At 71.1% G+C, this 18,788-nt stretch carries 16 protein-coding genes and 1 pseudogene; 6 read left to right on the forward strand and 11 right to left on the reverse strand.

From position 1 onward, the window contains the following. Positions 1-5: 5 nt before the first annotated feature. The gene (locus CLV56_RS18625; protein ID WP_039348029.1) at positions 6-1,289 is read right to left on the reverse strand and encodes an MFS transporter; all 1,284 of its coding nucleotides are present in this window, start codon (positions 1,287-1,289) and stop codon (positions 6-8) included. Positions 1,290-1,472: 183 nt separating this feature from the next. Here CLV56_RS18625 and CLV56_RS18630 point away from each other — a divergent pair, with 183 nt between their 5' ends. Further along, on the forward strand, positions 1,473-2,192 hold the full coding sequence (locus tag CLV56_RS18630) for a GntR family transcriptional regulator (protein ID WP_039348026.1): 720 nt from the start codon (positions 1,473-1,475) through the stop codon (positions 2,190-2,192). Positions 2,193-2,297: 105 nt separating this feature from the next. Then, complete coding sequence (locus tag CLV56_RS18635; RefSeq protein ID WP_039348023.1) at positions 2,298-3,182, forward strand: aldo/keto reductase; 885 nt, start codon at positions 2,298-2,300, stop codon at positions 3,180-3,182. A 45-nt stretch (positions 3,183-3,227) separates the two neighbouring features. Here the strand turns inward: CLV56_RS18635 and CLV56_RS18640 are convergent, their stop codons facing one another. Then, positions 3,228-4,133 (reverse strand): helix-turn-helix transcriptional regulator, encoded by a 906-nt coding sequence (locus CLV56_RS18640; protein WP_039348021.1) that lies wholly within the window; start codon positions 4,131-4,133, stop codon positions 3,228-3,230. A gap of 147 nt (positions 4,134-4,280) precedes the next feature. Here CLV56_RS18640 and CLV56_RS18645 point away from each other — a divergent pair, with 147 nt between their 5' ends. Continuing rightward, complete coding sequence (locus CLV56_RS18645; RefSeq protein ID WP_100415426.1) at positions 4,281-5,303, forward strand: zinc-binding dehydrogenase; 1,023 nt, start codon at positions 4,281-4,283, stop codon at positions 5,301-5,303. A 36-nt stretch (positions 5,304-5,339) separates the two neighbouring features. Here the strand turns inward: CLV56_RS18645 and CLV56_RS18650 are convergent, their stop codons facing one another. Next, positions 5,340-6,776: a M1 family metallopeptidase gene (locus tag CLV56_RS18650; RefSeq protein ID WP_039348015.1), complete on the reverse strand. Its 1,437-nt coding sequence runs from the start codon at positions 6,774-6,776 to the stop codon at positions 5,340-5,342. A gap of 155 nt (positions 6,777-6,931) precedes the next feature. Between CLV56_RS18650 and CLV56_RS18655 the strand changes: the two genes are divergently transcribed. Next, the gene (locus CLV56_RS18655) at positions 6,932-7,585 is read left to right on the forward strand and encodes a class I SAM-dependent methyltransferase (protein WP_100415427.1); all 654 of its coding nucleotides are present in this window, start codon (positions 6,932-6,934) and stop codon (positions 7,583-7,585) included. A 29-nt stretch (positions 7,586-7,614) separates the two neighbouring features. Here the strand turns inward: CLV56_RS18655 and CLV56_RS21280 are convergent. Next, a pseudogene (locus CLV56_RS21280) lies at positions 7,615-8,190 on the reverse strand (EamA family transporter); the annotation flags it as partial. 360 nt (positions 8,191-8,550) lie between these two features. On the opposite strand from CLV56_RS21280, the gene CLV56_RS18665 reads away from it, so the two are divergent. Further along, complete coding sequence (locus CLV56_RS18665) at positions 8,551-9,417, forward strand: LysR family transcriptional regulator (RefSeq protein WP_039348132.1); 867 nt, start codon at positions 8,551-8,553, stop codon at positions 9,415-9,417. Between the two features lie 12 nt (positions 9,418-9,429). Here CLV56_RS18665 and CLV56_RS18670 read toward each other — a convergent pair whose 3' ends face one another. The 4 genes from CLV56_RS18670 to CLV56_RS18685 form a co-directional block, all read right to left on the reverse strand. Next, positions 9,430-9,990: a sugar O-acetyltransferase gene (locus CLV56_RS18670; RefSeq protein ID WP_039348009.1), complete on the reverse strand. Its 561-nt coding sequence runs from the start codon at positions 9,988-9,990 to the stop codon at positions 9,430-9,432. Positions 9,991-10,040: 50 nt separating this feature from the next. Then, a complete protein-coding gene (locus tag CLV56_RS18675; protein WP_039348007.1) occupies positions 10,041-10,340 on the reverse strand; it encodes a hypothetical protein in 300 nt (99 codons plus the stop codon). A gap of 73 nt (positions 10,341-10,413) precedes the next feature. Then, a complete protein-coding gene (locus CLV56_RS18680) occupies positions 10,414-11,037 on the reverse strand; it encodes a GNAT family N-acetyltransferase (protein ID WP_100415429.1) in 624 nt (207 codons plus the stop codon). Further along, a complete protein-coding gene (locus CLV56_RS18685; protein ID WP_039348003.1) occupies positions 11,034-11,465 on the reverse strand; it encodes a PPOX class F420-dependent oxidoreductase in 432 nt (143 codons plus the stop codon). The genes CLV56_RS18680 and CLV56_RS18685 overlap by 4 nt, the downstream gene beginning before the upstream one ends. A 79-nt stretch (positions 11,466-11,544) precedes the next feature. Here CLV56_RS18685 and CLV56_RS18690 point away from each other — a divergent pair, with 79 nt between their 5' ends. Next, positions 11,545-12,177, forward strand: a complete 633-nt coding sequence (locus CLV56_RS18690) for a M15 family metallopeptidase (protein WP_039348000.1) — start codon at positions 11,545-11,547, stop codon at positions 12,175-12,177. A 34-nt stretch (positions 12,178-12,211) separates the two neighbouring features. On the opposite strand, the gene ppsA is transcribed toward CLV56_RS18690, so the two are convergent. The 3 genes from ppsA to CLV56_RS18705 form a co-directional block, all read right to left on the reverse strand. Beyond that, entirely contained in the window at positions 12,212-14,581 is a 2,370-nt protein-coding gene (ppsA, locus tag CLV56_RS18695) for a phosphoenolpyruvate synthase (protein WP_039347997.1), read from the reverse strand. Next, on the reverse strand, positions 14,578-15,438 hold the full coding sequence (locus CLV56_RS18700) for a pyruvate, water dikinase regulatory protein (RefSeq protein ID WP_039347994.1): 861 nt from the start codon (positions 15,436-15,438) through the stop codon (positions 14,578-14,580). Before CLV56_RS18700 ends, ppsA begins: the two co-directional genes overlap by 4 nt. A gap of 134 nt (positions 15,439-15,572) precedes the next feature. Then, complete coding sequence (locus tag CLV56_RS18705) at positions 15,573-18,689, reverse strand: efflux RND transporter permease subunit (protein ID WP_039347992.1); 3,117 nt, start codon at positions 18,687-18,689, stop codon at positions 15,573-15,575. Positions 18,690-18,788: the final 99 nt, after the last annotated feature.

Genomic DNA, 18,788 nt, shown 5'->3' on the forward strand with positions numbered 1-18,788 from the left:
GGGCATCACAGCGCGCGTCCGTCGGCGCGCTGCCGCTGGGCGGACTGGACCTTGACGACGACCAGGATCGCGAGCGCGGTCAGGACGGCGATGTCGAGCAGCATCCACGACCAGCTCGTGACGTCGACGACGGCGCCGATCATCGCGGGACCGAGGAACCCGCCGGTCGCCCATCCCACGGTGTGCAGCCCGGCGTACGTCCCGAGGACACGAGCGGACGGAGCGAGGTTCCACAGGACGACGACGGCGTTGATCATGAACCCGGACGCGCCCGCCGCGCCGATGCACAGGCCGGTCACGGTGCCGGCCGGGGTCTGCACGACGGTCGCGAGGATCATGCCGCCGGCGAAGATCGCCATCCCGATGATCATCACCTTGAGCCGGCCGATCCGTTCGGCGATCAGCGCCATCGGGTAGGCGGCGATGATGTAGGCGATCCCGGCCGGCAGCGTGAGCCCGCCGGCCTGGCCGCGGGTGAGGTCGAGGACCTCCATGCCGTACGGGGTCACCAGGGAGCGCGAGGCCGCCCACGCCCCGCCGAAGAGGAAGATCGCGAAGATGATCAGCAGTCGGCTGCGGTCGGTGTCGCGCACGATCTCGCCGAGCGTCTCGCGGACCCGCACGTGCGCGGCGTCCTTGCGGTCGGGGTCGGCGTCCTCGGCGAGCGCCTGCTGGTACGCCGGGGAGCGGCTGTCGCGGACGGTCGCGGCGAGCACGGCGATCGAGATCAGCATGAGCGCCGACGGGATCGCGAACGCCAGGTCCGGGTGGTCGTCGACCACGAGCAGGCTGATCAGGGCGGCCACGATCACGGTGATGGCCGACGCGATCTTCACCGCGGCGTTCGCGCGGCTGCGACGCTCCGGCGCGATGAAGTCGGGCATCAGAGACTCGCCGATGGGCTTGAACGAGTTCGCGACCAGCGCGTAGGCGAACATCACGACGAGCAGCGTCGCGAGCGTGCCGGCCGCGTGCGGGATCAGCAGGAAGAGCAGTGCCGCGATGGGCATCCCGACGACCAGGTACGGCATCCGCCGGCCCCACGACGTACGGGTGCGGTCCGAGCGGTTGCCCATCCAGGGCTGGATGAAGATGCCGAGCAGGTTGTCCATGCCCATGCACAGGCCGATCAGCGCGGCGCTCGCGAGGTGGTCGCGCAGCAGGGCCGGGACCTGGCTGTCGTAGAAGTTCCAGGTGGACTCCTGGGCGAACACGGCCAGCGCCACCAGGAAGGTGATGCGCCGCTCCATCGAGCGCTGCGACCGGGGTGTCGCCGCCGTCGTCGTCATCCGTTGCTCCTCAACGCCATGGTCATGGATCACCACCGACCGCGTCCCTCGAACGCGGCACGCCGTGACCCGTACGCAAGGTGGACCGGTCGCCGTGTGGCCTGCGTCACGCTATTTTGCTATAGCAAAACTGTCAAGAGGTGCATCAGGGATTTGCCATTGCGTTTCGACTAAGGTGAGGTCGTGCCCGAAGAGCTTTCCACCCAGCTGGCGCCCGAGACGCTGGCCGACCGTGCGTACCGCTCGATCCGCGCTGCCGTCGCGACCGGCGAGCTGCGGCCGGGGCAGAAGGTCACGGAGCGTGGTCTCGCCGAGCGCCTGTCGGTGAGCCCGACCCCGATCCGTGAGGCGATCCGCCGCCTGGAGCAGGACGGCCTGCTGGAGCGCACCGGCCCGCGGACGGTCGAGGTCGCCCAGATCGGCGACCTGGCGATCACCGACCTCGCCGAGGTCGAGGTCGCGCTGCGCGGGATGGTCGCGCGGTTCGCCGCGCGCCATGCGACGCCCGACCAGCTCGACACGCTCGACGCGATCCTCGACGACGCCGACGACCTGCTCATCGTGCTGCGCCAGCGTCACCTCGTAGGCGATGCGATCGACCGGCACCTCAACCAGCTGCTCGACACCATGCAGCGGTTCAACGCCGGCGTCGACGCCTGCGCGCACAACCCTGTGCTGGTCCGGTTGCTCGACCAGGCCCGGGTGTTCTCGTGGCCGGAGCGCCGCTCGCGTCTGGTGGACGCGGTGCACCTCGACGCTGAGTTCGGACTCGAGCGCTACGCCCTGCACCGCGCACTCGTCGGCGCGCTGCGCGACGGCAACGAGGAGGACGCCGAGCGGCTCGTCACCGAGGACGCTCGCGGCGGCCTGGCGGACCTCCTGGCCGGCTCGCCGCGGACCTGAGCCGCGCCCTTCGCGCCGAGCGTCGGGCTCGGATCAGGGAGGTCCTGGCAGTCCCGGTCTCCGCAGGACCTGCCCTGGGCCGGGGAGCGTGTCTAGCGTGAAGCCATGAGCATTCCCGAGATCACTCTGAACAACGGCGTGACCATGCCGGGCCTCGGGTTCGGCGTCTACCAGACCCCGCCGGACGAGACCGAGACGGCAGTCGCGACGGCGCTCGACGCCGGGTACCGGCACATCGACACCGCGGCGGCGTACGGCAACGAGCGCGGCGTCGGGGCCGCTCTGCGCGGCTCAGGCCTCCCCCGCGACGACGTGTTCGTCGAGACGAAGGTCTGGATCAGCGACTACGGGTACGACGAGACCCTGCACGCCTTCGACAAGAGCACGGGCAAGCTCGGCATCGAGCAGATCGACCTCCTGATCCTGCACCAGGCTCTGCCGAGCGCGTTCGATCGGACGATCGGCGCCTACCGCGCACTGGAGACGCTGCTCGCCGACGGCTCGGTGCGCGCGATCGGCGTCAGCAACTTCATGCCGCCCCACCTCGACCGGCTGCTCGACGCGACCGAGATCGTGCCGGCGGTGAACCAGATCGAGGTGCACCCGTACTTCCGCCAGTCGGAGCTGCTCGCGTACGACGCCGAGCGCGGGATCGTCAACCAGGCGTGGTCGCCGATCGGCGGCATCACGTTCTACCGCGACGGCTCGCACGGCTCGACCCTCGAGGACCCGACGATCCTGGCGATCGCGGCCGAGCACTCCCGCACGCCGGCCCAGGTGATGCTGCGGTGGCACCTCCAGCAGGGCCGCCAGGTCATCCCGAAGTCGGTCACGCCGTCGCGCATCCGCGAGAACGTGGACGTGGCCGACTTCGCGCTCTCCGCCGGCGAGCTGGCCGCGATCGACGCCCTCGACACGGGGGTGCGAGGCGGCCCCGAGCCGGAGGACATCACCCTCGAGACCTTCGGGATGCCGATCCCGGAGGCGTAGACCTCACGCGACGAACCGACCGATCCTCAGGTCCAGCACCGAAGGTCAGCCGCGGCGGTCCGACCCAGCGGGGTCGGAGACCTCCTCCGCTGCGTCGTGGGTCGCGACCCACGACGCCAGGAGCTTCAACGCGTCGGCCGTCGGACTCCCCACGGGCGCGGTGTAGACGTTGAGCTGGAGGCCCGGTTCGGACGGCAGCTCCATCGCCTCGAAGTCGAGATCGAGCTGACCGACCACCGGATGGCGCAGGCGCTTGCGCCCGCTGCGGTGGTAGCGCACGTCCTGCGACGCCCACCGCTGCCGGAACAACTCGCTGCGGGTCGACAGCTCGCCGACCAGCTCGATCAACGCCTTGTCGTGCGGGTTGCTCCCCGCCTCCAGCCGCAGCATCGCAGCCGCGTCGCGAGCGATCACGTCGTAGTCGACGAACATCTCGCGCGCGGCCTCGGGATGCAGGTAGATGAAGCGCGTCGTGTTCGCCGGGCGCCGCGGGTCCTCGAAGACGGGTGCGTAGAGCGCTCGCGCCAGCGGGTTCATGGCGATGATGTCGTGCCGTCCGTTGCGTACCCACGCCGGAGCGTCGGTGATGGCATCGAGCACCTGCTGAACCGCGGGGCGCACCTGCTTCGGCTCCTTGCGCGTACGTCGCGCACCGCTCGCCCCCGCCTCCCGGGCCAGCGCGAACAGATGGTCCCGCTCGGCGTCCTCGAGCTGCAACGCGTTCGCGACGGCATCGAGGACGCTCTCGGACGCCCCGGCGAGTCCTCCGCGCTCCAACCGCACGTAGTAGTCGACCGAGACTCCGGCGAGCATCGCGACCTCCTCTCGGCGTAGGCCCTTGACGCGCCGCGTCCCCCCGTACGCCGGCAACCCGGCCTGCTCGGGGGTGATGCGGGCGCGCCGCGAGCTGAGGAACTCACGGATCTCGTTGCGCAGATCCATCGATGCCATGGCTCCACGGTAGGTCGGGTTGCGCCGACGTGGGGAGCACTGCTGGTACCCGGAAGACCCGTGACTCCCGCAGCGAGCGAAAGAGGGGTTGTCTGGACACGGACGGCGACCCCGTCCAACGAACGACCACCCACGAGGAGACCTTCCATGCGAGCAGCACTCATGTACGGCGCCGGCGACGTCCGCGTCGAGACCGTCGCCGATGCGGCGATCGAGGAGCCGACCGACGCCGTCGTCCGCGTCGTGGTCGCGTGCGTGTGCGGGTCGGACCTGCACCCGTACCGCGGCATGCCGGCCTCCGAGCAGGGCACGCCGATGGGTCACGAGTTCGTGGGCGTCGTCGAGGAGACCGGCTCCTCGGTGGCCGGGGTGGCACCCGGTGACCTGGTGATCGCCCCGTTCGCCTGGTCCGACGGGACCTGCGACTTCTGCCGCGAGGGCCTGCACACGTCGTGCCGGCACGGTGGCTTCTTCAGTGCGGCGCAGGCGGAGGCGGTCCGCGTGCCGCAGGCCGACGGCACCCTGGTGAAGGTCCCGTCCGACGTCGATCCGGCCGTCCTGCCGTCCCTGCTGACGCTGTCGGACGTGTACGGCACCGGCTACCACGCAGCCCACCAGGGAGGCGTCGACGCACGCACGTCGGTCACGGTGATCGGCGACGGCGCCGTGGGCCTGCTCGCCGTCCTGTCGGCCAAGCAACGCGGCGCCGAGCGGATCATCCTCATGGGCCGCCACAAGGACCGCACGGACCTCGGCCGCGACTTCGGCGCCACCGACGTCGTCGCCGAGCGCGGCGAGGCCGGGATCGAGGCGGTCCGCGAGCTCACCGGTGGCGACGGCACGCACGTCGTCCTGGAGGCCGTGGGCCTTCGCGCCGCGTACGACATGGCCGTCGGCGTCGTCCGGCCCGGCGGCACGATCAGCCGCGTCGGCGTCCCGCAGTACGCCGACGCTCCGATCGGCTTCGCCTCGCTGTTCGGACCCAACGTGACCCTGACCGGCGGACCGGCGCCCGCACGGGCGTACATCGAGCGGCTCCTCCCCGACGTGCTCGACGGGACGGTCGATCCCGGTCGCGTCTTCGACCGGACCGTCGACCTCGACGGTGTGCCCGAGGGCTACCGCGCGATGAACGACCGAGAGGCGCTCAAGGTCCTCGTCCGGCCCTGACCGCCCCGGCCCGTGCGAGGAGGTCAGGTTCGCGGGTCACCAGCTGGTCGGCTTCTCCGGCGTGTAGGCCCAGACCTCGAAGAACTCGTCCAGGTCCTGCTTCGAGATCTTCTCCGCCAGCGCGATGAAGTCCGCGGTCGACGCGGCGTCGTACCGGTAGGTCCGCGGCCACGCCTTGAGCAGCTTCGCGAAGTCCTTCTCGCCGATGGTCTGCTGCAGCTCGTACAGCGTCAGCGCGCCGCGGCTGTAGACGGCACCGGCGAACAGGTCCACCGGGCCGGGATCGGCCATGACGGTCTCCCAGAACGCGTTGTCGGCCGGGATCGCGTAGACCGACGCCGCGCTGTCCGCGACCGTCGTGCCACCGGAGTGCTCGGCCCACATCCACGCCGCGTAGGTTGCGAAGCCCTCGTTCAGCCAGATGTCGGCCCAGCGGTGCGGCGAGACCGTGTTGCCGTACCACTGGTGTGCGATCTCGTGCGCGACCGTGCCCTCGCGGGCGACCCGGGAGTAGACCGCGCGCGACTGCGTCTCGAGCGCGTACCCGACGGAGTCGTCGTCGACGATGCCCCCGGCGGAGTCGAACGGGTACGGGCCGAAGTGGTCGGTGAAGAACGCGATCATGTCGCCCTGCTTCGCCAACGACGCCTCGCTGGTCGTACGGTTCGTCGGCGTGACGTCGCGGTCGATCGCGTCGATGATCGGCAGGCCCTTCGGGCCGTCGGTCGTCGTGATGTCGAAGTCGCCGATCGTCGCGGTCGACAGGTAGCTCGCCATCGGCTTCGACTCGAACCAGCGGTAGGTGGTCCGTCCGTCACGGGTCCGCGGCTGACCGACCGGGACGCCGTTCGCGATCGCCGCCTTGCCCTCCGGCACCGTGATCGCGAACGTGTAGACCGCTTTGTCGTTCGGGTCGTCGTTCACGGGATACCACGTCGGTGCGCCGTCGGGCTCGTTCACGACCATCGCGCCGTCGGCGGTGGAGACCCACCCGTACAGCGAGCCGCCCAGGTCCCGCGGCTGCCCGGTCGTCCCGCCGTAGGTGACCTTCACGACCGCCGGGACCCGCTTGAGCAGCGGGAACCTCGGCGTGACCGTGAGCTCGCCGTACTCGTGGGTGAACTCGGCTTCGAGGCCGTTGACCCGGACGGACGACACGTCGAGCCCGCGCAGGTCGAGGTTGAACGACGACAGCGTCACGTCCGGGCGCAACGTCATCAGAGCGACCGCGTCCAGGTCGCCGCTCGCCGCGTCGACCGGGGTGTAGTCGAGCTTCAGATGGTAGGTCAGCGTGTCGTAGCCGGTCGCGCCGAGCAGCGGGAAGTACGGGTCGCCCGCCGACGACCCACCGGGCTGCGGCTGCAGGAACGACGGCGGTCCGGCGGCAGCCGGGGCGACGGCCCCGGCCAGTCCGAGGCAGAGCGCGGAGCAGGCGGCGGTGACGGCGAGGGCGGTACGACGCAACGGACGCATGCCCTGACCGTAGACCCGTTCGATGACGTTCGCGTTTCGAGTTTCACAACCACGCGCTTGCCGCACTGGCAAGGTCGCGGGCCCGATCGGGGATGCCACGGCATGCTGGAACACGTCCACCCACCGGCACAGCCGCCGAGCACGCGAGGAGCCCCATGTCGGCTACGCACCAGCACCCCGATCCGACGACCGACCCGACCGCGTTCTGGGAGGATCGCTACCGCGACAGCGACCGGATCTGGAGCGGGAACCCCAACCCGCTGCTCGTGCGGGAGGCGTCCGACCTCTCCCCCGGGACCGCACTCGACCTCGGCTGCGGCGAAGGCGCCGACGCGGTCTGGCTCGCGAGCCGCGGCTGGCAGGTGACCGGCATCGACATCGCCCAGGTCGCCCTGGACCGTGCCGCCACCCACGCGACCGATGCCGGGGTGGCGGAGCGGATCACCTGGGAGCGGCACGTGCTCGGCGAGACCTTCCCCGACGGCTCGTACGACCTGGTCAGCGCGCAGTTCCTCCAGTCGCCGGTCGCGCTGGACACCGACGGCGTGCTGCGCCGAGCCGCCGACGCGGTCGCTGTGGGCGGCACGCTGCTCGTCGTGATGCACGCCGGATGGCCGTCGTGGGCACGCGAGGAGGACCACCCGTTCCACGCGACCTTCCCGACGATTCAGGAGGTGCTCGACGTGCTCGCGCTCGGCGACGACTGGCGGATCGACACCGTGGAGGCCGTCGAGAAGCCGTCGGTGTCCCCCGACGGCGTCCCCGGGATCCGGGCCGACAACCTCTGGCGCGCGACCCGCCTGCGCTGACGCGCTGCCGCCGCGCTCGCACCCGCGACCAGCGCGATCCCGGCGGCGTCCAGCCCGCTCAGCTCCTGACCGAGCACCACGAACCCGACCAGCGCGGCGATCGCAGGTGACAGGCTCATCAGCATCGCGAACACCGACGCCCGGATCCGGCGCAGCGCGGCCATCTCCAGCGCGTACGGAAGCGCGGTCGACAGCAGCGCGACGGCCGCGCCGAGTGCCAGGACCGACGGCTCGAGCAGCCTCGGACCCGCCACCGTCAGGCCGAGCGGGAGGGAGACGAGTGCTCCGACCGCCATCCCGAGCGCCAGGCCCTCCCCACGCGCGAACCGCCGTCCGGCACTGGCCGACGTGAGGATGTAGACGACCCAGCCCGCACCGGCGCCCAGCGCGAAGGCGACCCCGAGCGGATCCCAGTCGCCACCCTCTCCACCGCCGACCCCGGGAGCGCCGATCAGCACGACGCCGGCGAGGGCGAGCGCACCGAGGGCGTAGGCGCGGGCGCGGCGGTCGAGCACGACCGACAGGGTCAGCGGGCCGAGGAGCTCGATCGTCACCGCGAGGCCCAACGGGATCCGTTCGATCGCCTGGTAGAAGCAGACGTTCATCGCGACGATCCCGGCACCGAAGCCCGCCGCCACCGACCAGTCGCCCCGGTCGTGGCGCAGGCGCGGTCGGCACACGACCAGCAGGACCAGCGCCGAGAACCCGAGCCGCAGCGCGACCGCACCCGCAGCCCCGACGGCGGGGAAGAGCGCGACGGCGACCGCCGCACCGAGTTGCTGGGACACCGCGCCACCGACGACGAGCGCAACCGCGACGCTCGACCGGTCCGGTCGGGCCCGTACGGCAGCCGTGGGAGTCGCAGGACCCGGCGACGATGCAGGAAGGAGTGCCACGCGACCGACCGTACGAACCTCTGATCCGGATCGGAAATGCTGATCTTCCTGCGGTTATGCTTGGCGAGCATGAGCATGGAGCTGCGGCATCTGCGGTGCTTCCTCGCGATCGTCGACGAGGGCACGATCACGGGTGCGGCCCGCAGACTCCACCTCACCCAGCCCGTCGTCTCGCGCACGCTCGGCCAGATCGAGCGTCACCTGGGCGTCCGTCTGATCGACCGTTCCACCCACCACCTCGCGCTCACTCCTGCCGGCGAGGCGTTCGCGCGACGCGCAGCGGTGGCGCTGAGCGCGGCCGACGCCGCCTTCGATCCCGAGCAGCTGCGCGCCTGGCCCCTGCGGCTCGGATACGCCTGGTCCGCGCTCGGCCCCCACACCGCGGACCTCCTGCGGCAGTGGGACTCGGCGCACCCCGACACACCGCTGCGGCTGCTGCGGTTCGTCGACGTCGTGGACGCGCTGACCAAGGGTGACCTCGACCTCGCGCTGATCCGCGGCGACCGGGTGCCCAGCGCGCTGCACGTCGAGCTGGTCGGGCAGGAGCAGCGCTACGCCGCCGTGCCCTCCGACAGCGACCTGGCCGGTCGGGCCGGGCTGACGCTGGGCGAGCTCGCGCGGGAGACGATCGCGATCACGCCCGTGTCCGGCTCGACGACCCCGCAGCTGTGGCCGTCGGACGCGCGCCCGACCGAGATCGTCTCGACCCGCGACACCGAGGACTGGCTCGCGACGATCGCCTCCGGGCACGCGGTCGGCGTCACCTCCGCCGCCACCTCGAGCCTGCACACCTTCCCCGGCGTCACCTTCGTCCCGCTGACCGACGCGCCTGCGCTTCCGGTCCGGGTCGCCTGGACCGACCCGCCGCCGCACCCCGCCGTCGAGGACCTCGCGACCCTGGTCCGCGCGATCATCGGTTCGGCCGACCCACCCTGACCCGGCGCCGACTCAGAGGGCGCGCACGACCCGTGCGGGCGACCCCACGGCGACGACGTCCGGCGGGAGATCCTTCAGCACGACAGAGCCGGCGCCGACCACCGTGTTCGCGCCGATCGACACCCCTGGCCCGACGATCACGCCGCCGCCGAGCCACACGTTGTCGCCGATCGTGATCGGCTGAGCGGACTCCCACTTCTCGCGGCGCGGTCCCGGCTCGAGCGGGTGGGTCGCGGTCAGGAGCTGCACGTACGGGCCGATCTGGACGTCGTCGCCGATCCGGACCGCTGCGACGTCGAGGCAGACCAGGCCGAAGTTCGCGAACGTACGGGCACCGATCGACGTCTGGTAGCCGTAGTCGCAGCGGAACGGCGGCCGGATCTCGCTGTCCTCGCCGATCGCGCCGAGAAGCTCGCCGTACAGCTCCCGAAGGCGTGCGGAGTCGCTCGGATCGGTGGTGTTGATCTGGTGCGCGAGACGCTGCGCGCGCGCCAGCTCGACCTGCAGCTGCGGATCGTCGGCCTGGTACGGCTCGCCGGCGAGCATCCGGGTCCGCATGTCGGAGTCGGTCATGCCCCCAACGTAGGGCCGCGCTCGCATCTGCGCCTGCGTCGCCGGCCCGGCTAGGTCGCCCCTTGGCGCTTGTCCCGCCAGTGGCCGGCGACCTCGAAGACGCCCCAGACGACGAAGGCGACGAAGAAGGCGACCGCGGTCGCCGCGCCGCCCGAGTAGGTGAACGCATTGGTCCCGAGCAGGTTGCTGCACATCACCGTGCCCGGGTCGTAGGTGATCGTGAGGTCACGCTCCACCGCGGCCGCCGACCCGTCGGTGGTGCAGGACCACGGCACGCTGATCGCGAACGCGAAGACGCCGGAGCCGATCCCGAACAGGATCCCGCCCGCGTGATCACCCAGCGTCGACATGGCTGCTCGGTCGGGGCATGGCTGCACTGTAGGGACGCGGACGCTCCCGCGGGCGGGATTTCACCGCACCCGGTCACGCGCTCTGCTGCAGGATCCACGTCGGGACCGGCGCGGCGACCTCCGCGACGACCTCCCAACCGGCGCGACGGTAGAAGGCGAGGTTCGCGGGGTTGCAGGTCTCGAGGACGGCGGGCAGCCCGTCGGACGCGGCGCGACGAAGCCCCTCGGTCATCACCGCGCGAGCACGACCCTGCCCGGTGTGGTCCGGGTGGGTGGCGAGCACGCCCAGATACCAGTACGGCTTCGGCGGCATCGCCGGGTGCAGCACCTGCTCGTAGCGGTCGAGCCGGGCGAGCGCATCCGGCGGGACGACCGCGGCGAGGTCGGCGACCGGGTCGCCGGCAGCCTCCGCGGACCCGGGTGGCGCCCACATCGCGACCGCGGCACCGTCGATCGTCCAGATGGTGCCGTGCTCGACCCGCCGGTCGAACAGCCCGCCGAAGAACGCGTCGGCGTAGGTGGGATACGCGGCGTCGTCGGGGAAGAACCACCGGATCAACGGGTCCTCACGGAACGCCGCCACGATGGTCGTGAGCACGGTCGTACGGTCGGACGGCGTGGCCACCGTGACGCGCGCACGGAGCGCCTCCGTACGGCCGGAGCCGTTCGTGCCGTCGGCGCCGTCGGGGCTGGTCATGCGCGCGCGGGGATGCCGTAGACGTGGTCGAGCCGGATCCGCGCGACCAGCCGCCCCTCGGCCACCTGCGTCCGACGGAACTCGTCCCAGTCCGGATGCTCCCCGGACAGCCTGCGGTAGTAGTCCACGAGCGCCTCGACCACCTCGTCGTCGGGGTCGGCGGCGACCTCGGTGAGCGACGCATCGCCCTCGGCGACGACGTAGCTCCAGCGGTCGGCACTGGTGACGTACAGACTCGCCCGCGGATCGCGACGCAGGTTCGCGGTCTTCGCGCGCGACGCCGTGACGGAGACGATGGCGGTGCGATCGTCGGCGTCGTACGCGTAGATGATGTTCGAGATCTGAGGACGGCCGTCGCGTTTGAGCGTCGCGAGCGCGGCGAAGCGGTTCGCGGCGATCATCGTCCAGAGCGCATCGGTGTCGGCCATGCACCGAGGCTAGCGCCGCTTCCGGCGCCCGACTCGCGACCAGGTCGTCGATGGACCCGCGTTCTTCTAGGGTCGGATCGTGCTGTTGCTCTCCGACCCCAGGGTCGCGGCCGTGCCCGTCGAAGACTCGGGCGAGCCCCTCGTCGACCTTCGGGCCGTTCCCGGGCTGTCCATCGATCACCGCAAAGCTGATCCGCGTGGCGACTGGGTACGGCTGCGGGAGGGCGTCGCGGATCGAGTCCGCGAGGCGCAGACGCTTCTGCCCCGCGGCATGCGCCTGCTCATCGTCGAGGGGTATCGGCCTGCGGCCTTGCAGTCGCGGTACTTCGACGACCACCGGTCGACCGTGCAGCGGGATCAGCCGACGTGGTCGGCGCGACAGGTCGCGGTCGAGGCGAGCAAGCACGTGTCCCCCGTCGAGGTCGCGCCGCACCCGTGCGGAGCCGCAGTCGACCTGACGCTCTGCGTGGACGGGGCCGAGCTGGACCTGGGCACTCCCCTCAACGCGACGCCTCAGCAGAGCGCGGGTGCCTGCTTCACCGGCGCGCCGAACGTGTCCGCTCCAGCGCGCGAACGGCGCCGTGTGATGGCGGAGGCGCTCGAGGCGGTAGGCCTGGTGAACTACCCGCCGGAGTGGTGGCACTGGTCGTACGGCGACCGGTACTGGGCGGCGGCCACGGGAGCCTCCCACGCGCTCTACGGCCCGCTCTGACCGCCCCTGAGACCGGCGGGTGAACGCGGACGGGTCAGGTGCTCAGCTTCGCCAGTCGCGTCCAGGTGTCGACGACGGTGTCCGGGTTGAGCGACATCGACTCGATCCCCTGCTCGAGCAGCCACTCCGCGAGGTCGGGGTGGTCGCTCGGGCCCTGGCCGCAGATCCCGACGTACTTCCCGCGCGCCTTGCAGGCCGCGATCGCGGCGCCGAGCATGTGCTTGACCGCCGGGTCGCGCTCGTCGAACGACTCGGCGACGAGGGCGGAGTCGCGGTCGAGCCCCAGAGTCAGCTGGGTCATGTCGTTCGAGCCGATCGAGAACCCGTCGAAGTGGTCGAGGAACGCGTCCGGGATCACGGCGTTCGAGGGGACCTCGCACATCATGATGACCTGGAGGTCGTTCTCGCCGCGGCGCAGACCGTGCTCGCCGAGCAGATCGATCACACCCTTCGCCTCCGCGACCGTGCGGACGAACGGGATCATGATCTTGACGTTCGTGAGACCCATCTCGTCGCGGACGTGCTTGAGCGCCTCGCACTCCATCGCGAAGCACTCCGCGAAGTCGTCCGACAGGTACCGCGACGCACCGCGGTAGCCGATCATCGGGTTCTCCTCGTCCGGCTCGTACAGCTCGCCGCCCACGAGCTTCGCGTACTCGTTGGACTTGAAGTCCGACATCCGCACGATCACGGGGTGCGGCGCGAACGCCGCCGCGATCGTCGCCACGCCCTCGGCGACCCGGTCGACGAAGTACGCCCGGGCGCTCGGGTACGCCGCGATCGCCTCCCCGACCTGCTCGGCCAGCGGGCCCGTCAGGTCGTCGTAGTCGAGCAGCGCCTTCGGGTGGATCCCGATCTGGCGGTTGATGATGAACTCCAGCCGCGCCAGGCCCACCCCGGCGTTCGGGAGCCGCGAGAACGCGAACGCCTGCTCGGGCGTGCCGACGTTCATCATGATCTTCGTCGGGATGTCGGGCATGGCGTCGATCGTGGTCTCCTCGACGGTGAAGTCGAGCAGCCCCTCGTACACGTAGCCGGCGTCGCCCTCGGCGCACGACACGGTGACCTCGCGGCCGTTCGCCAGGGACGACGTCGCGTCGCCGCTGCCGACCACGGCCGGGATGCCGAGCTCGCGGGCGATGATCGCCGCATGGCACGTGCGGCCGCCGCGGTTGGTGACGATGGCGCTGGCGCGCTTCATGATCGGCTCCCAGTCGGGGTCGGTCATGTCGGCGACGAGCACCTCGCCGGGCTCGAACGCGTGCATCTCGTCGACGGACTCGAGCACCCGGACGGCGCCGGCGCCGATCCGCTGGCCGATCGCGCGCCCCTCGGCGAGGACCGACCCGCGCTCGTTCATCCGGAACCGCTGCTGCCCGGTCGCGGCCGCCCGCGACTGGACGGTCTCGGGCCGCGCCTGCAGGATGTACAGCTCGCCGTCGATCCCGTCCTTGCCCCACTCGATGTCCATCGGGCGCTCGTAGTGCTCCTCGATCACGAGCGCCTGCCGCGCGAGCGCCTCCACCTCGGCGTCGGTCAGGCTGAGCAGTCGGCGGTCAGCTGGGTCCACGTCGACGAACTCCGTCGTACGGCCGACCGTGCGATCCTCGGTGTAGACCATCTTCGTGGCCTTCGAGCCGATCCCGCGCTTGAGCACCGCCGGTCGTCCGGCCCGCAGCGACGGCTTGTAGACGTAGAACTCGTCGGGGTTGACCGCGCCCTGGACGACGGCCTCCCCCAGCCCGTACGACGAGGTGACGAACACCGCGTCGGAGAAGCCCGACTCGGTGTCGATCGTGAACATCACGCCCGACGTGCCGACGTCGGAGCGCACCATCTGCTGCACGCCCGCCGACAGCGCCACGGCCTCGTGCTCGAACTGGTGGTGCACCCGGTACGCGATGGCGCGGTCGTTGTAGAGCGACGCGAAGACCTCCTTGATCGCCTGGAGGATCGCGTCGATGCCGCGCACGTTGAGGAACGTCTCCTGCTGGCCCGCGAACGAGGCGTCCGGAAGGTCCTCGGCGGTCGCGCTGGAGCGGACGGCGAACGACGCCTCGTCCGAACCGCCGGACAGCTCCGCGTACGCCGCACGGATCTCGTCCTCCAGGTCGGCCGGCAGCGGCTGCGCCATCACCGACGCGCGGATCTCGCGACCCGCGTCGGCGAGCGCCTGGACGTCGTCGGTGTCGAGGTCGGCGAGCCGCGTGTTGATCCGCTCGGCGAGTCCGGTCTCCCCGATGAACCGCCGGTACGCCTCCGCGGTCGTCGCGAACCCGTTCGGCACCCGCACCCCCAGGTTCGTGAGGTTGCGGACCATCTCGCCCAGCGACGCGTTCTTGCCCCCGACCTCCTCGAGGTCGGCGAGGCCGAGATCGGCGAACCAACGGACGTTGCTGCTCATGGGACTGCTCCTCGACGGCCGGACGGGTTCCTGCGGGCGAGCACCTGCAGGATCAGGGTGGACATCTCCTCGACCGACTTGGCCGAGGAGTCGATGATCGGGAGATCGTGGGCGCGGTACATCGCCTCCGCGCGGCGCAGCTCCGAGGAGCACTGCGGCAACGACGCGTACGTGGAGTTGGGGCGGCGCTCGGACCGTACGGCGTGGAGCCGGGCCGGCGTGGTCGTGATCCCGAAGCAGCGGTCGTGCAGCTCGCGGACCGGGCGCGGGAGCTCGAGGTCGGCCAGGTCCTCCTCGACCAGCGGGTAGTTCGCGACGAACAGGCCGTGCTGGAGCGCGAGATACATCGTGGTGGGCGTCTTGCCGCACCGCGACGGCGCGACCAGGACCACGTCGGCCTTCTCCAGCGACCGCACGCTCTGACCGTCGTCGTGCTCGATCGCGTACTCGACGGCCTGCATCCGGCTGTTGTAGCGCTTGATGTCGCCGACGCCGTGCAGTCGGGCGGGCGCCCGTACGCCCCGGGCGCCGAGCAGACCCTCGACCCGCTGCATGTGCATGTCGAAGAAGTCGATCAGCGGCGCCCGCGTCTTGTGCAGCTCCAGGCGGACCTCGTCGAGCGCGGTCGTCGTGAACGCCAGCGGGGTGATCCCCCGGTCGACCGCGGCGTCGAGCGTCGCGACGACGTCCCGGGCCTCCTCGACGGTGGTGATGAACGGGATCAGCGTCCGCTCGAACCGCAGGTCCGGGAACTGCAGCAGCAGCGCGTTGCCCATCGTCTCCGCGCTGATGCCGGTGCTGTCGGAGAGGAAGAACACCGGTACGGGCTGGTCCGGGTCGTGCGTCTGCGTCGCCACGGCGCCCTCCCCTCGCGCTCGTCCCCCGTGTCCGCGCAAGATACCGTGTGCGGCTCGACGCGGAGACGGCACCGCCTCCGGACCCGGTGGGCCGGAGGCGGCGACGGGAGGGACCGCGGCCCCCGAGCGCCCGCTCAGCTGCTGGTGGCCGACGCGCTCTCGGTCTCGGCCCCGGAGCTCTTCGCCTTCGCGTCCTTGGCCTCGAGCTTGGCCTCCCGCTTCGCTGCGCGCTTCGTCGCCCGCCGCTCCTTGCGCCGCTCGACCAGCAAGTAGAGCACCGGCACGAGCAGCAGCGTGAGCACCGTCGACGAGATCAGGCCGCCGATCACCACGATCGCCAGCGGCTGGGAGATGAACGCGCTCCCACCGGTGATCCCGAAGGCCATCGGGGTGAGCGCCAGGACGGTCGCGAGCGCCGTCATCACGATCGGGCGGACACGCTTCCCGCCGCCCTCCTCGAGGGCCTCGGTGATGCCCGCGCCGGCGTCGCGGCGCTGGTTGACGAGGTCGATGAGCACGATCGCGTTCGTGACCACGATCCCGATCAGCATCAGCGCCCCGATCAGCGACGGAACGCCGAGCGGGATCCCCGTGACCGCCAGCAGGAGCAGAGCACCGGTCGCGGCGAACGGCACCGACACCAGCAGGATCAGCGGCTGCACGAGCGAGCGGAACGTCCCGACCATCACCGTGTAGACGATCGCGATCGCGACGACCAGGGCCAGGCCGAGCTGGGCGAACGCCTCCGTCTGGTCCTCCGACACGCCGCCGAGACTCACGTCGGTGCCCTCGGGCAGCTCGACGTCGTCGAGGACGGCCTGCACGTCCGCGGTCACCGCGCCGAGGTCGTCGGCCTCCGGCTCGGCCGTGATCGTGATGGTGCGCTCGCCGTCGGTGCGCGTGACCGCCGTGGCGACCTGCTCCTCGGTCAGCTCGGCGACCTGGCCGAGCGTCGCTCCCCCGGAGACCGGCAGCTCGCGCAGCTCGTCGAGGGTGGCCGGCTCGGCACCGGTGACCATCGCGACGTCGAGCTGCTCGCCGTCGATCGAGACCTGTCCGATCGGCGGCTGCGACAGCGCCTGGGCGATCAGCTGCCCCAGGACCGCGCTGGTCAGGCCCGACGCCTCTGCCTCCGGGCTCGGCTCGACGCTGAGGATCGGCTGCGCGGGCGCTGCGTCGGAGGTGACGGAGCCGATCGCGTCGACGTCGGCCAGCGCGTCGACGACCGTCTCCGCGGCCGCGTTCAGGTTGTCCTGGTCGGTTGCCGTGACCACCACCTCGAGCGAGGACGCGAACCCGGCGTCCCCGGCCGTGACCGTGATGTCGCCGTCAGCGTCCGCGAGCGCGGCCTCGATGTCGTCGGCAGCCGCGTCCGCGTCCGCGTCCTCGTCGAGGGTGAGGGCGAAGGTCGTCGCCCCACCGGAGAACGCCGCGGTGAACGCGTCGCCGGAGCCGACCGTGGTCTGCACGGTCTCGACGTCGTCGAACCCGACCAGCACGTCCTCCACGCCGCTCGCGGCCTCGTCGGAGTACGCGAGCGAAGCGCCCGGCTCGAGCTCCTGGGTCACCGTGAGCGTGTTCTGACCGCTGCTGCCCAGGAAGTTGGTCTTGATGAACGGCGTGAGGGCCATCGTGGCGACCAGGATCACCAGGGCACCGGCCACGGTCCGCCAGGGACGCTTGACGACCCAGCGGATCGCCGGGTCGTACGCGCGGCGCAGCCACGAGCGCTCTTCCTTCGCCTCCGCCTCGGCCTGCACCGCGGCTGGGTCGACGGTCGTCGCCGGCGACCGGAGGAACCAGTACGCCAGGACCGGCACGATCGTCAGGGACACCAGGAGGGACGCGAGCAGCGCCAGCGCCACCGTCACGGCGAACGGTCGGAAGAGCTCTCCGACCTGGCCGCCGACGATCCCGATCGGCAGGAAGACCGCGGCGGTCGCGATGGTGGACGAGGTGATCGCGCCGCCGACCTCCCGGACCGCGGTGGTGATCGCGCGGACCTTCGCCTCGCCGTACGAGAGGTGGCGCTTGATGTTCTCGATGACCACGATCGAGTCGTCCACGACACGGCCGATCGCGACGGTCAGTGCGCCCAGCGTGAGGATGTTGAGCGTGTAGTCGCCGAGGCGCAGGCCGATCAGGGTGATCAGAAGCGACAGCGGGATCGACACCGCGGTCACCAGGGTCGCGCGCACGGAGAAGAGGAACAGCAGGATCACCACGATCGCGAAGAACAGGCCCAGCCCGCCCTCGGTGGTGAGATCCTCGATCGACTTCTCGATGAACGGAGCCTGGTCGAACGACACGGTGAAGGTGGTGCCGTCGCCGATCGACTCCTCCAGCTCAGCGGTCAGCTCGTCGACCTCGTGGGAGATGTCGACGGTGTTGCCGTCGGGCGTCTTGGTGATCGCGATCGAGAGGCTCGGCTCGCCGTTGGTCCTCGAGTACGAGGTCGGCGCGGACTCCGCGACCTGCACGTCGGCGACCTCGCCGAGCGGGCGCGTACCGCCGTCGGGCAGCGCGACCGGGACCGCCTCGAGCTCCTCGAGGGTGGTCGGCGTCGCACCGACCTGGACCGAGAGGCTGGAGTCGCCCGAGTCGACCGAGCCGGCCGGGACGAGGGACGCGTTGGTCTCGAGCGCCTGCGCAACCTCGGCGCCGGTCACCCCGAGGCGGGATGCGCGCGGTGTCAGGGTGATCTCGACCCGGTCTTCCGGGGCCCCGGTTAGCTGCACCTGACGGACGCCCTCGATGTCCTCGAACTCCGGTACGGCGATCCGCTCGAGCCGCTCGGCTAGCTCGGGCGCGTCGAGGTCGGAGGTGACGGCCAGCTGGATCACCGGGAACTGGTCGAAGTCGCCCGCGAACACGATCGGCTCCGCGCCGTCCGGCAGCGTGGTCAGACCGGTCACGGCGCTCTCGACCTGCTGCTGGGCGCGGTCCAGGTCCGTGCCGTACTCGAGCGTGACGAGCACGAGCGCGGAGCCGCTGGACGAGGTCGAGTCGATCTGCTCCAGCCCGTCGACACCCGACAGCGCCGACTCGACCGGCTCGGACACCTCCTGCTCGACCGCCTCGGGCGAGGCGCCGGAGTACGGCACCACGACGCCGACGGCGGGGAACTGCAGGTTCGGGATCAGCTCCTGCTTCAATGCCCCTGCGGACATGACGCCGAACAGGGCGACGAACACGGTCGCCAGCGCGACCAGCGCGCGGTTGCGCAGGGAGAACGATGCGAGACGGCCCACGGGCGCGGTCAGCTCCTCGTCAGTACGTGACGGTCCAGGGACAGAAGATAGTTAGCCGGAGACTAACTATATAGTGAGCCTCCGGCTAACGGACGGGCG

This window comes from Mumia flava (assembly GCF_002797495.1).
GTDB lineage: Bacteria > Actinomycetota > Actinomycetes > Propionibacteriales > Nocardioidaceae > Mumia > Mumia flava.

Coding starts and splice junctions, on each gene's coding strand:
- CLV56_RS18625 (WP_039348029.1), bottom strand. CDS start 1,289: ATGACGACGACGGCGGCGACACCCCGGTCGCAGCGCTCGATGGAGCGG.
- CLV56_RS18635 (WP_039348023.1), top strand. CDS start 2,298: ATGAGCATTCCCGAGATCACTCTGAACAACGGCGTGACCATGCCGGGC.
- CLV56_RS18640 (WP_039348021.1), bottom strand. CDS start 4,133: ATGGCATCGATGGATCTGCGCAACGAGATCCGTGAGTTCCTCAGCTCG.
- CLV56_RS18645 (WP_100415426.1), top strand. CDS start 4,281: ATGCGAGCAGCACTCATGTACGGCGCCGGCGACGTCCGCGTCGAGACC.
- CLV56_RS18650 (WP_039348015.1), bottom strand. CDS start 6,776: ATGCGTCCGTTGCGTCGTACCGCCCTCGCCGTCACCGCCGCCTGCTCC.
- CLV56_RS18655 (WP_100415427.1), top strand. CDS start 6,932: ATGTCGGCTACGCACCAGCACCCCGATCCGACGACCGACCCGACCGCG.
- CLV56_RS18665 (WP_039348132.1), top strand. CDS start 8,551: ATGAGCATGGAGCTGCGGCATCTGCGGTGCTTCCTCGCGATCGTCGAC.
- CLV56_RS18670 (WP_039348009.1), bottom strand. CDS start 9,990: ATGACCGACTCCGACATGCGGACCCGGATGCTCGCCGGCGAGCCGTAC.
- CLV56_RS18675 (WP_039348007.1), bottom strand. CDS start 10,340: ATGTCGACGCTGGGTGATCACGCGGGCGGGATCCTGTTCGGGATCGGC.
- CLV56_RS18680 (WP_100415429.1), bottom strand. CDS start 11,037: ATGACCAGCCCCGACGGCGCCGACGGCACGAACGGCTCCGGCCGTACG.
- CLV56_RS18685 (WP_039348003.1), bottom strand. CDS start 11,465: ATGGCCGACACCGATGCGCTCTGGACGATGATCGCCGCGAACCGCTTC.
- ppsA (WP_039347997.1), bottom strand. CDS start 14,581: ATGAGCAGCAACGTCCGTTGGTTCGCCGATCTCGGCCTCGCCGACCTC.